At 70.5% G+C, this 14409-nt stretch carries 13 protein-coding genes and 2 pseudogenes; 11 read left to right on the top strand and 4 right to left on the bottom strand.

The window, feature by feature from the left end:
* Positions 1-10 precede the first annotated feature (10 nt).
* The 7 genes and pseudogenes from RKE29_RS30830 to RKE29_RS20295 all read left to right on the top strand — a co-directional run.
* Positions 11-265, top strand: a pseudogene (locus tag RKE29_RS30830) (PrsW family intramembrane metalloprotease); the annotation flags it as partial.
* A gap of 452 nt (positions 266-717) precedes the next feature.
* Entirely contained in the window at positions 718-1242 is a 525-nt protein-coding gene (locus tag RKE29_RS20320) for a hypothetical protein (RefSeq protein WP_312006902.1), read from the top strand.
* Between the two features lie 80 nt (positions 1243-1322).
* Positions 1323-2090 (top strand): hypothetical protein, encoded by a 768-nt coding sequence (locus tag RKE29_RS20315; protein WP_312006901.1) that lies wholly within the window; start codon positions 1323-1325, stop codon positions 2088-2090.
* A 1-nt stretch (position 2091) separates the two neighbouring features.
* Positions 2092-2529 carry a hypothetical protein gene (locus RKE29_RS20310; RefSeq protein ID WP_312006900.1) on the top strand — a complete coding sequence of 146 codons (438 nt, stop codon included), beginning with the start codon at positions 2092-2094 and terminating at the stop codon, positions 2527-2529.
* Positions 2530-2636: 107 nt separating this feature from the next.
* Positions 2637-2978 carry a hypothetical protein gene (locus tag RKE29_RS20305; RefSeq protein ID WP_312006899.1) on the top strand — a complete coding sequence of 114 codons (342 nt, stop codon included), beginning with the start codon at positions 2637-2639 and terminating at the stop codon, positions 2976-2978.
* 78 nt (positions 2979-3056) lie between these two features.
* A pseudogene (locus tag RKE29_RS20300) lies at positions 3057-3313 on the top strand (XRE family transcriptional regulator); the annotation flags it as partial.
* Positions 3314-3386: 73 nt separating this feature from the next.
* Positions 3387-3920, top strand: a complete 534-nt coding sequence (locus RKE29_RS20295; RefSeq protein ID WP_312006904.1) for a transposase — start codon at positions 3387-3389, stop codon at positions 3918-3920.
* Here the strand turns inward: RKE29_RS20295 and RKE29_RS20290 are convergent.
* The 3 genes from RKE29_RS20290 to RKE29_RS20280 form a co-directional block, all read right to left on the bottom strand.
* Entirely contained in the window at positions 3917-4252 is a 336-nt protein-coding gene (locus RKE29_RS20290; protein ID WP_312006898.1) for a hypothetical protein, read from the bottom strand. The genes RKE29_RS20295 and RKE29_RS20290 overlap by 4 nt on opposite strands.
* A gap of 138 nt (positions 4253-4390) precedes the next feature.
* Positions 4391-4957, bottom strand: coding sequence for a dihydrofolate reductase family protein (locus RKE29_RS20285; protein WP_312006897.1), 567 nt, complete (start codon positions 4955-4957; stop codon positions 4391-4393).
* A 520-nt stretch (positions 4958-5477) separates the two neighbouring features.
* The gene (locus RKE29_RS20280; RefSeq protein WP_312006896.1) at positions 5478-5894 is read right to left on the bottom strand and encodes a MarR family transcriptional regulator; all 417 of its coding nucleotides are present in this window, start codon (positions 5892-5894) and stop codon (positions 5478-5480) included.
* On the opposite strand from RKE29_RS20280, the gene RKE29_RS20275 reads away from it, so the two are divergent.
* From RKE29_RS20275 to RKE29_RS20260, 4 genes are all read left to right on the top strand, one after another.
* Positions 5893-6798, top strand: coding sequence for a TetR/AcrR family transcriptional regulator (locus RKE29_RS20275; protein WP_312006895.1), 906 nt, complete (start codon positions 5893-5895; stop codon positions 6796-6798). The two genes, RKE29_RS20280 and RKE29_RS20275, sit on opposite strands and share 2 nt — an antisense overlap.
* Before the next feature lie 338 nt (positions 6799-7136).
* Complete coding sequence (locus RKE29_RS20270; protein ID WP_312006894.1) at positions 7137-8330, top strand: acyl-CoA dehydrogenase family protein; 1194 nt, start codon at positions 7137-7139, stop codon at positions 8328-8330.
* Positions 8330-9448 carry a pyridoxal-phosphate dependent enzyme gene (locus RKE29_RS20265; RefSeq protein ID WP_312006893.1) on the top strand — a complete coding sequence of 373 codons (1119 nt, stop codon included), beginning with the start codon at positions 8330-8332 and terminating at the stop codon, positions 9446-9448. Before RKE29_RS20270 ends, RKE29_RS20265 begins: the two co-directional genes overlap by 1 nt.
* Before the next feature lie 377 nt (positions 9449-9825).
* Positions 9826-13290, top strand: coding sequence for an AAA family ATPase (locus RKE29_RS20260; RefSeq protein WP_312006892.1), 3465 nt, complete (start codon positions 9826-9828; stop codon positions 13288-13290).
* Between the two features lie 228 nt (positions 13291-13518).
* On the opposite strand, the gene RKE29_RS20255 is transcribed toward RKE29_RS20260, so the two are convergent.
* Positions 13519-14199 carry a hypothetical protein gene (locus RKE29_RS20255; RefSeq protein WP_312006891.1) on the bottom strand — a complete coding sequence of 227 codons (681 nt, stop codon included), beginning with the start codon at positions 14197-14199 and terminating at the stop codon, positions 13519-13521.
* Between the last annotated feature and the right edge of the window lie 210 nt (positions 14200-14409).

Here is a 14409-nt window from a genome sequence, read left to right as displayed (position 1 = left end):
GCGGTGGCCGGTGGTGCTGCTGGCGGTCGCGGTGGGCGTGTACGGCTGCGGGGTGGCGACGGCCCTGCTGGAGTTGGCGTACACGCGCGTGGTCGCGGACATCACCGGTGAGCGGCTGTCCCGGGTGGTGGCGGAGGCCGGATACACCGTGGATCCGGTGGTCGAGGAGCTGGTGAAGGTCGCGCCGCTGGCACTGGCCGGGTGGAACGTACGCATTCGCCGCCAGTGGGGGCTGACCGACTTCGTAGTCCTCGGAGCGGCTCTCGGCGCGGGGTTCGGGCTGCTGGAGGCCGTTGCCAGGTTCGGCATGGAGGCGGATCGGGCGATCACGCACCCGGACGGCGGGTGGATCATCCGCCGCAGCCTGTTGAACATCCGCTACATTCCCGGCCCCGACCAGGTGCTCTCCGCGTGGTTTCCCGCCCCGACGGCCACGCTGGGGCTGGGTGAGCTGCATCCGGTGGCGCAGACCAGTCCGCATCTGGTGGATTCGGCCTTGGCGGCGCTGGGGGTGGGGGTGCTGCTGCGCGCCCGGGGCTGGTGGCGGCTGGCGTGCGTACTGCCGGTGGCGGCGGCCTCGGCGCACCACATCCTGTACAACTACGCCGCCGAGCACCCCCGCAACCATGGCGCCCAGTCATTGGTCGACGGGCTGGACGGGCGGCTGTGGCTGGTGCCGCTGGCNCCGAGCACCCCCGCAACCATGGCGCCCAGTCATTGGTCGACGGGCTGGACGGGCGGCTGTGGCTGGTGCCGCTGGCGTGCTTGGCGGTGGCGATGGCCGCGGACTGGTGGCAAGGGCGGCGGGCCCGGCTCGTGGTGCCGGGGGTGCTGGTGCGCGGGGAGCGTGCCGGACGGCCGGGAGCGGTGGGGCTGGCGGGGTACGGGGCGTGGTGTACGCCGTGGTCGGCGCTGCTGGTGTGGCGCTTCGCCCGGCTGCGCAGGGCGCTGCTGTACACGGCCTTCCGGCCCGCGTACCCCGGGCGGGAGGTCCTGCACCAGGCGGTCGTCCAGACCGCCGCCCGGCTGGACGCCACCGACCACGAGGCCGCCTGGCGCGGCACGGGCTGGCGCACCCTTCGACGGCCGCCTCGCACCGGCCGGGGCTGGCGGCGCGTGGGGGGCGTGCTGGTCCCGCTGTTCCTAGCGGCTCCGGCCGTGCTGTTCTGGGGCGTCGCCTCTTTCCCGAGCAGTCCGGCGTACGGGAGTGGTTCACCACGGGCGCCGGACCGCGCATCCTGACCGGGTTCGGGATCGCGGGCCTGGTGTGGACCGGCTGGGCGCTGGCCCGACTCGCGGGCGCGTGGCGGCCGACGCACGCCGTGCCCCTGGCCGAAGCCCTTGCCGTCCTACGGTTCCGCCTGTGGACCGCCCTGGGCGGAGCCGTCACCGGCATTCTGCTGTTCGTCCGTCTGCAAAACGGCATGGCCCCCACCGACCCGGCCATCAGCAACCGCCTCCACCTCATCGACGCCCTCGACGACTTCCTCGCCTACGCCGGCTTCGCCCTCCTCCTGCTCGCTCTCCTTGCGCTGATCCCGACCGGCGGCGGCCTCGCCCTCGCCACCACTGGAGTCGCCGCAGGAACCATGACCGCCGAAGCCGCCGTCCAAGCCGCCGCCATGGGCACCCTGGGCATCGCCCTCATGGCAGCGCCAAGCGGCGGAGCCTCTGGGGACTCGACTTCGCCGCGGGAGAGCGGACAGGGCTCTCAGCAGGGAGATGGGGCGGAGTCCACTGGGAGGGCGAGAGTGAGACGCGGGAAGGAGTACGAGGACTACCTACAGGACAGGCTGGGCGGGAACGGCTCCTTCAAAGCAGGGAAGCGTGAATTCGACGGTTCGTCCACTCGGAGCGACGGAACCGAAGTCTGGTACGAAGCGAAGTCGGGCAGATACTGGGAGCTCGCAAGCGGGGACCCGAAGGTACTGGCGAAGTTCAAGTCGAATCTGGGGGAGGCTCGACTGATAGCGGAAGAAAATGGCAGGCAGTTTGAGCTAGTATCCGATAAGCCCATACCGGACAACATCGTCAGGCGGCTGTCCAAGAAGAACTATACGTGGCGGGTCGTTCCGAAGGAGCCGGGTTAGAATGTCCAGGACAGCAGATATTGATTTCACATTCGAAGCACCGATCACCGTGGCGCGGACACTCGGCGCTTTGGCGGCGTCAGGCTGGTCACCTGCCGAACCCCTGGGCGTCTCATACGCGGTCGAGGACGAGGACGGCGACCTCGACTGGTCCCGCACCCACCCGGATTCCCTGGATCAGACCCTGGCAACCCTAGCCGCCCGAGAGAAAGCGGGACAGAGCATCGGGATTTCCCTTTACCATGCCGAAGCGGGCACGGGTGGTCTGCTCATTTTTTTTGCCAGCCGCATAGAGATCTCCTTCTCGCCTCGCATTGACAGGCGTTCTCATCCTGTCGCAGAGGAGTTTACCGATCTCCCATGGTATCTCGACAGCATGTTGCCCGCCTTGTTCGATATCGGCCTGGTCGGCTACCGAGCTCAGGACATGGCCGACTAGTGTCGCGTGCGGAGCTACGACGAGCATTTTCTGTTACGCCGCAGCACAGCCTGCACCACGCCGGCGATCTGCTCCGCGATCTCCTCGCTTCGACCACGGGAACAGTCATGCACTATCAGAGCCCTAGGCAGGTTTCACCCGAGGAAGCCGCGGAAGTATTCCACTCGGACCGAGAGACGGAAATCGCGGAGACCCTGATCTCCACCGCACTGCATATTTCTGACAGACAGTGGGTGGAGCAATGGCTGATCCACTTCTCCACGCACCCCGCTCCTGCGGTGAGACGAGCGGCGGCGATTTCAGTGGGGCACCTTGCCGGGATTCATCGGCAGGTCTCTCCTCAGGCAGTGGAGGCAGTACGCGCCCTACTGGCTGATGGCGGGATCTCCGGCGCCGCATCCGACGCGTTGGAAGATGTGGAAATTTTCACTCGCAAGGAGCCGGGCTAGCATATCAAGGACGGCAGATATTGATTTCACGCGGTCGTCGCGCGGCACAGGCAGCGAGTGAAGGCGCGGAGCCTGGGCGCGCCCGCTCTCGAAGCGATGCTGCTGACACGCCAGGCACGCGGCCACACCAAGCTCGGCGAACGTCAGCCAGCGCTTCAGGCCCTCGGCCTGGCAGCCGAACGGTGCGCGCAGGGCCGTTCCGAACACGATCCGCACTGGCTGTACTGGATCAACGAGGGAGAGATCCCGGTCAGGCGGGAAGCTGCCATCTCGACCTCGGCGATCCCGTCGCCGCCGCCGACAGCCTCGCCAAGGCCACGCAGGCGCTGAACCCGGCGGCCGACTGTTAGCCGTCGTAGCGTCGCGGTTCTCGGACCGACGCGGCCGTGGGGGCTGGGCGTGGCGTTGCTGGTGGCGGCGGCCGTGTACGGCGTGGTGCAGCTTCTGCTGCCGTCGCTCCTCCGGGTTCGCGCCCGCTCTCAGCGCCGCATCTCCATCGCAGCCCTGACGTGCTACAAGCACGGCGAACGCTCCCGTTTGATCTACCGGCCGATCGTTCATCCGGACCACAAGACCGGCGGGCGCCGCAGCTTTGCTTGGAACGACTACCGCGACCTACTTATCTCGGCCCACCAGCAACTTGGCCGCCCCCTCGTACTGATATGGGACAACCTCAACGTCCACCGCGACCACCGCTTACGTGCGTTCATCGACGCCCAAGACTGGATTACCGTCCACTACCTGCCGCCCTACGCGCCGCAACTCAACCCAGTCGAAGGAATCTGGTCCCTGCTGCGACGCCGCTGCCAGGCCAACACCGCCTTCACCGACCCCGCGCACCTGATGCTCACCCTTCGGCAAGGGCTCCGGCAGATCCAGTACAGGCCCGCTCGCGTCGACGGATGCCTCGTCGGCACCGGACTCAGGAAGGAGAGTCCCTAGGCTGGTCGACCTCCGGCACGTCCCCACTGGGCCTCATCCCATTCCACGTATTCGATCTGGACGCCACCTGGCAGCTTGGCAGTCAGGTTCCTGCCAGTGGGAACGGCCTGCGGACCACGCACGATCTGCGCTCCGGTCCGTGTGAGCAGCGCATGGCACTCGTCGAGGTTACCGATGATGAGCGTGGCCACTGTCGCCCTGTAGGGCTCCAGCACTCGCTCATCGCCCGCCACCACCAAAACACGGCCGACCGTGGCCAACTCCAAGCCGTTCGGCATCGTGAAGCGGCTACTGATCGGCTCACCCGTAACCGCGGCGAGCGGAGCCAGCACCGCATCTAGTCGTTGGCGTAGGCGCGGGCGTAGGTACGGAAGATGCGCATGATCACCAACAAGGCGTCCAGAGATGCAGATATTCCCCTCGCCATCAGGACGAGGACGTGCGTCTCCGGCGACATCACGCATCAACCTTCAGTAACGCGCCACGCGGTAGCGGAGGTAGACGACTTTCGAGCTGAAGGTGCGGGTCTCGACGAGTTCGAGATCCACCCGGCGCTCGCGTCGGGGAAAGAACGGAATGCCACCGCCAACCAGCACCGGGTAGACCATGGCCCGGTACTCTTCGATCAGGCCCAACGCGGCCGCCTCGGCGGCGAGAGTCGCGCCCCCGATCGCGATGTCGCCCTCCCCCGGCTCGGCTCGCAACCGCTCGATCTCCTCCGCCAGGCTGCCGGAGGCCAGGCGGGCATTGCCCTGCACCGCCGACAGCGTGGTCGAGAACACCACCTTCGGGAGCGGCTTCCAGAGCGCGGCCCACTCGAACTCTGAGTCGTCAAGCGATGGATCCTGGTCGGCGGTCTCCCAGTACAGCATCGTCTCGTACAGCCGTCGTCCCAACAGGTGGACGCCGACCTCCCGAATCTCGTCGATCCAGAAACGAAAGACCTCCTCGTCGGGCGCCGTCCAGTCGAAGTCGCCGTCCGGCCCGACGATGTAGCCGTCAAGTGAAACGCTCATCGAACAGGTCACGCTGCGCATCAGAAGTCCTCCTCGGTAACGGGTTCGACAGTACGACCGCCGGACGCCGCAGGACTCATCGCGGCTCGCGGGATCCCTGAGCCGAGTCACCTCACAAGATCATTTCGTTGAGGGACCCCATGACGTGTGAGGCCGAGGGCAACGGCCTGCCCCTGTGGTGTGGTCCCCGCCCACAAGCCGTGACCTGGCCTTCGGCAAGCGGACCGCGAGGAGCGCGAAACACGGCACCGGAGCCGCTCGGTGGCGTCTCCGCGCAGCTCGTAGTGCGGCAGCAGGACACCACCCGCGCGGCCATGGTCTCCGGTGCCGGGGAGGCGAACGACGGCGTGACGTGATGCTCGGCCAGCCAATACCTGGTGAAGCCCGCCCGGTCCGCGAACTGGGCCAGATCGGTCGAGTTGTGCAGTGCTTCGGCCGCACTGCTTCCCTCGGGAATCATCGACTGGTCGAGTATCGAAATCTTTACAGCATGCCCTTTCGCGAGTAAGGGTGAGCGCCGGAGGACGGTGCCGGACAGGCGTCAGATTCCCGTCCGGGTTTCCGCTGCCGGGCCGCGTTCGCCGGCCGGCCGGAGCAGCCGGGCGACCAGGGACGCCGTACGGTCGTCGAACGCCGCCGCGTCGAACATGGCGGCCAGCTCCTCGCGCAGCGTGCCCTCGGCCTCGTCCGCGCGGGACCGGCCCAGGTCGGTGATGCCGCAGTAGATGCCGCGCCGGTCGTAGTCGCAGCTCACGCGGGCCGCGAGCTGCTTGCCCTCAAGCCGGGTGGCGAGCCGGCTCGTCGACGAGCGGTCCAGACCGACGGCCTCCGCCAGGTCCTGGATGCGCATGCCGCGCTGATCGCCGTCGCGCAGCGCCAGCAGCTCCGACAGCGACACGTCGTGCCGGTGGGCGAGGTGCTTGTCCAGGACCTGGCCGAACCGGTTGGCCAGCATCATGATCCGGCGCCAGAGGTCGACCTCGTCCGGCCGTCCCGTGCGGCGACTGTTCCTCTGGTTCCGCCGACGCGGACACTCCGCAGTGGGTCCTCGCGGTCGCGCTCGGCCTCGGCGGATTCGGCGTCGGCCACCATCCCCGGCACCCTGGCCAACATGTACCTGGCCGTCGGCCCGGAGACCTGAGCGAGCCCGCCGCTACCGGGGGCGTGACGCGGCCGAACGGCAGGCCGAACGGCGGGAGCGTCTGCTGCGGACGGGCCTGGAGCTGTTCGGCACCGTCGGGTACGCAGGCGTCTCGGTGAAGCAGGTGTGCCAGGCGTCCGGGCTGACCGAGCGGTACTTCTACGAGTCGTTCAGCGACCGCGAGGACCTGCTGACCTCCGTCTACGACGAGCAGATCGCCCGGCTCCAGGAGGCCACGATCATCGCGCTGGGCGAGGCGGACGAGACGATCGAGGCGCAGGCCCACGCGGGTGTCGACACGTTCATCCGCACCCTCGCCGGCGACCCCCGCGTGGCCCGGGTGGTCTTCATCGAGGTCGTCGGGGTCAGCCCCGCGCTGGAACTGCGGCGCCGGACCGTGATGCGTGAGTTCGCCCAGGTGATCGTCGGCATCGCGGTCCAGCACTTCGGCCGGCCGGCGAACCACCGGCTGACGCTGGCCTCGACGCTGTTCGTGGGCGGGCTGAGCGAGCTGATGATCGACTGGATCCCCGGGTACTCGGACGTCCCGGCCGACGACGGAGGCGTCTCGGCCAAAGACGAGGGCATCACGGTCGAACAGCTCGTCGACCTGGCGACCACCTTGCTCGTCTTCGCGTTCGAGCTTCTCCGCGACGAACCGGAGGACGTGGGCCGCGACCGGCCGGCGGAGGCCGGCCGCGACGATCCGGGGCCGGGCTGACGGGCCGGGCCGGGGTGAGACCGGGGTCCGGACCGGCACCGCCAGGCTGACACCCGAGGCGCGCGGCACTGAGTGGTGCCGTCGCGCACCGCGTGCGTCGACGGCGTCCCGTACGTACGGCACGGTGCACCCGGCGACCCCGTGCCGACCGTGCCGCCGCCGGCAGGCGCGCTGCCCGGTGACCGGTTAGCGTGGGAACTGGACGTACACGAACCGGAGCTGCGTTCCCCGCAGTCTCCATCCGAGTGACCCTTCGCGTGCCCCCTGGAGCGTCCAGGACCGCCCCGTGCGGCACCTGTGCACGCCGTCAGGCGGGGCCGCGAGGGACGGGAGCAGGTGTGGCGGACAGCCGCGGCGCCCGCGGCCCGGCGGCCGACGGCCCGGGCGCGCTCAGGGAGTTCTCCGCGCAGGACGTACCGGCGTACCTGCGGACCCACCCGGAGGACCGTTACCCGCGTGAACTGGTGCGCCGGCTGGCGGAACTCGGCGTGCTCGGCGTGACGGTGCCCCGCGCGTACGGGGGCGGCACCCTCCCGGAGGCGGACGCGGGCCGTGTCGGCTACGAGCTGGGGCGCTCGTGGCAGTCGCTGGCGGGCCTGGTGGGGACCCACCTGAAGCTGTGCCGCCTGGTGCTGAAACACGGCACCGAGCAGCAACGGAGCGAGCTGCTGCCCGCCATGGCCCGAGGCCGCGCAGTCTGGGCCCGGGCCTACCACGAGCGGAGCGTGGGCGACCCGACCCGCATGCGCACCACCGCCCGCACCGACGCCGGACCCACAAAGACCGGACGCGCCGACGCCGCCCGCAGTGGCACCGGGCTCACCGGCACGCTGACCGGCCGCAAGGACTGGGTCACCAACGCCCGGCACGCCGACCGCATCCTCGTCCTGGCCCGGAGCGGTGACGCCACCGTCGGCGTCCTCGCGGACCCGCGACGCGCCGGCCTCCGCATCGGACCCGAGCTCCCCCGGCCCGGGCTGTGGGGAGTCTCCCTCGCCGAGGTGGACCTGCGGGAGTACCCCTTCGACCCGGACACGGAGATCCTGGGCGGCCCCGGCCACGACCTGACGCCCTCTCTGCGCACCTACGGCGTCGCCGGATACGCGGCGCGCGCCGCGGGATCGGCCGACGCCGTCTACGCCTGCGCGCGCGAGGCCGTGGCCGGCGGCGTCGGCTCGCGAGCGGACCGGGCCCGCGGAGCCATCGAGCTGCGGCTGGGGGAACTGGCCACCCGCCGCGCCACCATCGACGCCGCCTACCGGGCGCTGTCCCTGCCCGATCCGCCGATGTCACCCGAGCAGGCCAAGGTGGTGTGCACGACGGTTCTCCAGGACCTGCTGCGGTCCGCGGTGCAACTGTGCGGAGGAGCCGGCTACGCCGGACCGGGCCCGCTGGGGCGCCACTACCGGGACGCTCTCGCCCTGACCGTCATCGGCGTTCCCAACGACACCCTGCTCAGCCGCATCGGAGCGCTGGAAATCTCCGATCAGTTCTCCGGGAAAATCTCCCCGGAGATCTCCAAGGAGGAGTGATGGAGATCCACCGTGAGGACCCGAGCGTCGTCCGGCGCTACGCCTCCCACCTGGCAGACCTTCCCGGGGAGGCGCTGACCGCCGTCTCGCAGCGGGAAGGGGCCCGCATCCTGCGCCTGGCCCCGCAGGGCGGCGTTCCCATCGACGTACTGGACCTGTCCACCCTCTCCACCACCGGCACGTTCAAGGACTGCGTCGCCTGCGTGTCCACCGCCCGTGCCGCGCGCGGCGGGCACCGCGTGGCCGCCGCGCAGAGCTCGGGCAACACCGCCAACGCCCTGGCCGCCTACGCCCCGCGCGCCGGACTGCGCCTGGTCGCCCTGCACCCGCCCGCCTCCCGAGGGCGCGTCCTGCCGCATCTGGCGCACCACCCGGCGGTGACCTTCGTCGAGGTGGACGCGCCGGAGGACGAGATCAAACGCCTCCTGCGCGAGGCCACCGCCGCCGCCGACGTCCCCGCGCTGCCGCCGCTGCGGGACCAGATCGACGCCAACAGCCTGCGCGCGCACTACCTGTACGACGCCATGGACGCCCTCGGCGACCGGTGGCACTGGCACGTGCAGGCCCTCTCCAGCGCCTACGGCCCGTTCGGCTTCTACCACGGATGGCAGGCGGCCACCAACGGCTCCCACGGCTCCTCGGCCGCCCCGCCGCGCTTCCTCGGCGTCCAGCAGGAAGCCGTCGCCCCGTACGCCGAAGCCCTCGGCGCCGCCCCGGCCCCCGACTCCCGGCCGATGCTCGAACCCACGCTCTTCCGCCGCACGCTCACCCCCGACCTGGCCGACCGGATGCGCCGCCTGTGCCGGCAGACCCACGGCACCGTCCGCCGCCTGCCCAACGACCGCTACCTGCACTGGGAACCACGCGCGATCCGCCTCCTGGAACAGGTCGGCATCCCCCTCACCCGCGACCCCGACGGCACGCCACGGGAGCGCGCGGGCCTGTACTCCCTGGCAGGCACCCTGGAGGCGGTGACCACCGGGCTCATCCCGGAGGGCCAGCGCGTCCTCGTCGTCTACACCGGCGGATCGGGACCCGCCGCCGACACGTACACCCCGCACCACAGCGTCACCGCGGACCAGGCGCCCGCGCTGCTCAAACGCCTCCTGACGGCCTGACGGCCACCGGCACGCCACGGCGGGGTGCGTTCCGCCCCCGTGCTCGCGATGCCAGGGGCCGTCCCGCCGGTCGTCATGGCCGACGCCGCTCTGCGCCGCAATTCTTCCGGGGCACCGCGGGCTGCGCCTCCGCCCAGCCTGAGACCGAACCGGCGCCCCTGCCTCGTAAGCCGCGGCCAGCATTCTCCGTCAGCCTTCAGCCGAATTCCTCCGACCACTCCGTTTAGCCGACGTGGCCGCCGGGAGGCGCACGGCCGACGAGGAGCCTGGCTCTGGCGGGAAAGTCGGGGGCCGACCGGCACCCGTCGCGAACCGGCGGTGGAACGCTCCCGCCCGGGTCCCGCGAACCGTACGATCGACGCGAGGTGAGGGGGCCTGTGGACATCTCCGCATTACGCAATCCGTACGACTACCGGAACCCGGTGCGCGACGCCTCGGTCTTCGCAGGCCGACGCGAGGAAGCGGACGCCATCGGGTACGAACTGGATCAGGCGGCCATCGACCGGCCGTCGGTGTGCGTCGTTCTGCACGGTCCACGAGCCGCCGGGAAGACAAGCCTGCTCAACGCCACGGAATGGATGGCGGCGGAGCGCGGGTTCGTCGCCGCGCGTACGGAGTTGATCGAGGGCGACGGGGAGCCGGAGGCTTTCTTCCGGAAGCTGTACGAGGAACTGGTCGCGGCGGTCGTGACAGCGGCCGAACAGGACGGGCGGAGCCTGCCGTTCGACGCGCCCGCCGTACGGCGGGCGATGAGCGGCGCGGCCGATGCCGGGTGCGTGTCCCCGTTGCAGTTCCCGGAGGCCATGGCGCTCGCCGGGCCGGCCGGCCGGGTGCCGGAGGCCGCGCTGCGGGCCGACCTCTCCTACTTCGTGGAATTCCTGGGCCACCCGATCGTCCTGCTGGTCGACGAGGCGCAGCTGATGGCCGACGACGCCCGGGTGCTGTCGATCCTGCGGTTCCTCGTCTCGCGCGTCGACGGACTGGTGCTGGTGCTCGCCGGCACGGCCGGGCTGATCGACCGGATCACGGACGTGCACTCGCCGATACTGCGGCAGTTCAAGGAGATCCCGGTCAAGGCGTTCCTTGAGGTGGAGGACGTACGCGACTGCGTGATGCGCCCTCTGCGGAGCATCGGCGTCTACGACCTGCCGTCAGGCGCTGTGGTGTCCTCCCTGAGGCAGCTCACGGACGGCAATCCGTACGAGATCCAGCTGTACTGCCACGAGATGTTCGCTCGCTGGCAGCGCGGCGCGGCGGACGGCATGCAACTCACCGCGGAGGTGCTCGAAGGCATCCGGTCCCGCATGGAATCGGGCCGCGACGTCCTGGACCGTCCGCTGATCCGCGCGGTGCGGGCGATGGGGCGGCGTGACCTGATCGCGTTCAACGCGCTGACCTCCGCTCTGAGCCACGCCACGGCGGACGACGCCTGGTTCGCCTACAACATGGCGGGCACTCCGGAGATCACGCGGGAGCAGTACGACCGCTGCCGAGAGATGCTGGTCGCGGATGGCGTCCTCGAACCGGGGGAGGTCATACGGTTCGCCGCCCGGACCGAGCTCTTCGACGAGATCTACGCGCGCCTGTGGACGGTCGGCAAGGTCGGGCGAGTCCCGCACACCCTGTTCACCAGCCGGGGCGACGTCCGCCTCCTGCTGGTCGACCGTCTCGTCTGCCTGCTGTGCGACCTCGTTGGTCCCCAGCACCTCTTCCCCACCTGCTGCAACCGCATGGCCGCGCGACACGTCGAGGAGATCTTCGGCGCTCTGGAGACCCTGCCCGATGCCGGGCCGGACGCCACTCCCCGGATCGAGCTTCTCCACGCGGCGGTGCTGCGGGCGGGCGAACCCTCCGCCCTCGACCTGACGACCGTTACCTGCACCTACCGCGACCACTCCGTGCAGCGCTGGCTGAGTGCGGCGGACACGGACGACATCGAGCTGACCGAACATCCAGGCTTCGCGACCGCCGCCGAACGGATCGCCCGGTTCGGCGGCGAGCTCACCGCCGAACGGGTCCGCATTCCGCTGCGGTCGTGGCCGGCCCGGGAGTGGTTCCTGAAGGCGACAGGAAGGCTGAGGGCCGCACTGGCGGAAAGCCACCTGCAAGCGGGTTTCGCCGGGTACCGCGCGGGGGACAGCGCCGCCGCCCGCCGACACTTCCACGCGTCCTACACCTTCGCACCCGGCTGGAAACCGGCCAACAACCTGGCCTACATCCACCTCACCGCCGGACGCACGGACGACGCGGTGTCCTGGTCCGGCCGTGCCCTCGACCTGGCCTCGGACCCCAGGCTTCGCTCGCTGAGCCGCTACAACGCGGCCATGGCCCACTTGATGGCCGGGAACCGTGGCGCGGCCGCAGATCACCTCGCGGGGGCCGCCGAGGAATTGAAGGACCTCGCGCTGGCCGACTATTCGCCCAGCTTCCTGCTGCTGCCGTCCCCCGGAGATCCGCCGATCCTCCGCGAGGAGACCTCCGTCAGTCTCGCCGAGGCCGTGCGGCGCGCCTCGGCCGTGCTCGGCATCGCCGCCCCGAAGGAGTCTGCGAGCGGGGAGCACGGGGACAGGCATGCGGAGGTCGCCCCTCGGCGGGTGGGCACCGGAGCCCCGTTGCGGGACCGCCGACCAGCCTCGGAGCGCCGCCCCGTCGTCCTGGCCGTGGCCACCGAGTGGGTCTCCTCCCACGGCGGGCTCAGCACCTTCAACCGAGAACTGTGCCGGGCCCTGGCCTCCGCCGGCGCGCGCGTGTTCTGCGTCGTGCCGGACACCACCATGGAAGAGGCGGCCGCCGCGGCCGAGGCGGGGGTGGTCCTGCTTCCGGCCCCTCGCGTGCCAGGCGGTTCCGAGGATCTGCGGCTGACCAGTCGGCCGGAACTGCCCGCAGGCACGGTGCCCGACGTGGTGATAGGACACAGCCGGATCACCGGCCCGGCTGCCAAGAAGCTGGCCGACGACTTCTATCCCGCTGCCTGCCGACTGCACTTCGTGCACATGGCGCCGGACGAGATCGAGTGGCACAAGCCGGGTCGCGGGAGCGACGCTGCGCTGCTCGCGGAACAGCGGACCGATGTCGAGCGCGACCTCGGGAAGACCGCCCATCGCGTCGTCGCCGTCGGACCCCGGCTGTACGACCAGTTCCTGGCGGAGTTCACGGGTCCGGAGGTCCGGCCCCCGGTGCGGCTCGATCCGGGGTTCGACTCCGCCGCGCCGACGGCTTCTCGCACCCCACCGGGCGGGTCCCCCCTGCGGGTGCTGTTCTCCGGACGCGCGGAGGACGCGGGCCTGAAGGGTCTCGACCTCGCCGCCGCCGCGTGCGGCCGGGTAGAGAACTGGCTGCACGATGACGGCCTGTCCAGTGTCCGGCTGCTCGTACGCGGCGCCCCGGAAGGCACTGCCGGGGACGTCCGGGCCAAGGTCACGCGGTGGGCGGCCAATCCCCGGCTGACCGTCGTGGTCCGGGCCTATGCGTCCGCCCGCGACCGCCTCGACAACGATCTCGACAGCACCAGCCTGGTGATCATGCCGTCCCGGTCCGAAGGGTTCGGCCTGGTGGGGGCGGAGGCGATCGCTCGGGGTGTCCCGGTCCTGGTCAGCGCGGAAAGCGGGCTGGCCCAACTGCTTCGCGAGGTCCTCGGGCGGGAGGGGGCCGCTCGGTTCGTTGTTGACATGTCCGGGGACGGGGAAAAGGACACGGACAGGTGGGCACGGGCCATCGACCGGAAGCTGCGGGACCGCGAGAACGCCTTCCAGCAGGCGGCGGAGCTGCGGAAGATCCTCGCCGAACGGGTGTCCTGGGCTCGGGCGGCCGCCGTGGTGCTCGACGAGATCGAGAGCCGGTGAACCGGCCGGGGCCTCGACCGTGGTCATCGATGCCCACCCGGCGTCGGCGAGGGCACGGCGAGGTGGCGCTCGGACAGCGGGGCGGATCCTGCGCGCGGTGCGGCCGGTCGGTTCCTGTGCGCCGCCGGGCCGACGAGATGGTGTCCTGGACGTTCGCGGTGTTGCCGCTCCCGCACCGCGTGGCTCCCTCCTGTCGCTTCCAGCCTTCCTGCCGGTGGGACCTCCAGGTCATCCGGACCCGAACGCAGCGGCGGATACATCCCTTTCGAGTACCGCCCGGTGGTGCTCGTACGTGGCGATCCCCGAAACCTTGATCAGAACGCAGTAACGGTCCACCGAGGCAAGCGTCCTGGCCACCTGCGCGTACTCACGCCGCAGGAAGTGGATCGCGGCTTGGTTACCCAAAGAGCTCTGTCCGCAGACCAGGAAGACGGGGCGGCGGGACCCCTCGGGCGTGAACTTCGCGGCTATGGCGTACTCCTCGTTGCCTTTGTCGAAGAAGTACCGTCGACCGCCGACCTCGAAGGCGACCGAGTCGCGCCGGGAGGGGTCCCAGGGGTGAATAGTCATACCTGGCAGGTAGGCGGCCAGGTGGCCGCCCGTACGGATGTTGGCGTTACCGAGCGGGCCGCCGACGCAGAACTCGGTACGGTCGCCGTTTCCGCCTCGGAAGTCACCGGATTCGAGGGTCAGGCGGCAGCCGAGTTCCCCGGCGAGCATGGCCAGCTCCACCGCAGCCCGCACGTCCCGATGCGCCGCCGTGCCCGGCGTGTTGTATTTGCTGCCGAGCACGATCAGGCACGTCTCTCCAGGCCGGACGCCGAAGAAGGCGGCCTTCCTGTTCAGTGCCCCGGTGCGCCTGCCGCGCTCCCACAGCCAGACCAGACCGCCGCCGACCAGGCTGGTCACCAGCCCGAGCGCGATGTTGACAATTACCGAGAGAATGCCTGTCCCCTCCCACCGCCGGACACCTCGCTCCCATCCTGCGCGAGTTCGGCCCCCGGGCAAAGATCACCGGTCACACGCGCCGCCCCCGGCCCACCCGTCCGGGTCCGCGGGCAACGACGGCCCCGTGAGCCCGCGCCGGTCGCACCGGCGGCGCCCGGCGGCGCCCGGCGG

It is taken from the genome of Streptomyces sp. B1866, from assembly GCF_031932565.1.
In the GTDB taxonomy this organism is placed as follows: domain Bacteria; phylum Actinomycetota; class Actinomycetes; order Streptomycetales; family Streptomycetaceae; genus Streptomyces.
This window is presented reverse-complemented; position numbering and strand designations above follow the sequence as displayed.

Excerpts from the sequence above, each read along its gene's own strand:
- RKE29_RS20310 (WP_312006900.1), top strand. The coding sequence starts at position 2,092 with ATGTCCAGGACAGCAGATATTGATTTCACATTCGAAGCACCGATCACC.
- RKE29_RS20305 (WP_312006899.1), top strand. The coding sequence starts at position 2,637 with ATGCACTATCAGAGCCCTAGGCAGGTTTCACCCGAGGAAGCCGCGGAA.
- RKE29_RS20265 (WP_312006893.1), top strand. The coding sequence starts at position 8,330 with ATGGAGATCCACCGTGAGGACCCGAGCGTCGTCCGGCGCTACGCCTCC.
- RKE29_RS20285 (WP_312006897.1), bottom strand. The coding sequence starts at position 4,957 with ATGCGCAGCGTGACCTGTTCGATGAGCGTTTCACTTGACGGCTACATC.
- RKE29_RS20275 (WP_312006895.1), top strand. The coding sequence starts at position 5,893 with ATGATCCGGCGCCAGAGGTCGACCTCGTCCGGCCGTCCCGTGCGGCGA.
- RKE29_RS20280 (WP_312006896.1), bottom strand. The coding sequence starts at position 5,894 with ATGATGCTGGCCAACCGGTTCGGCCAGGTCCTGGACAAGCACCTCGCC.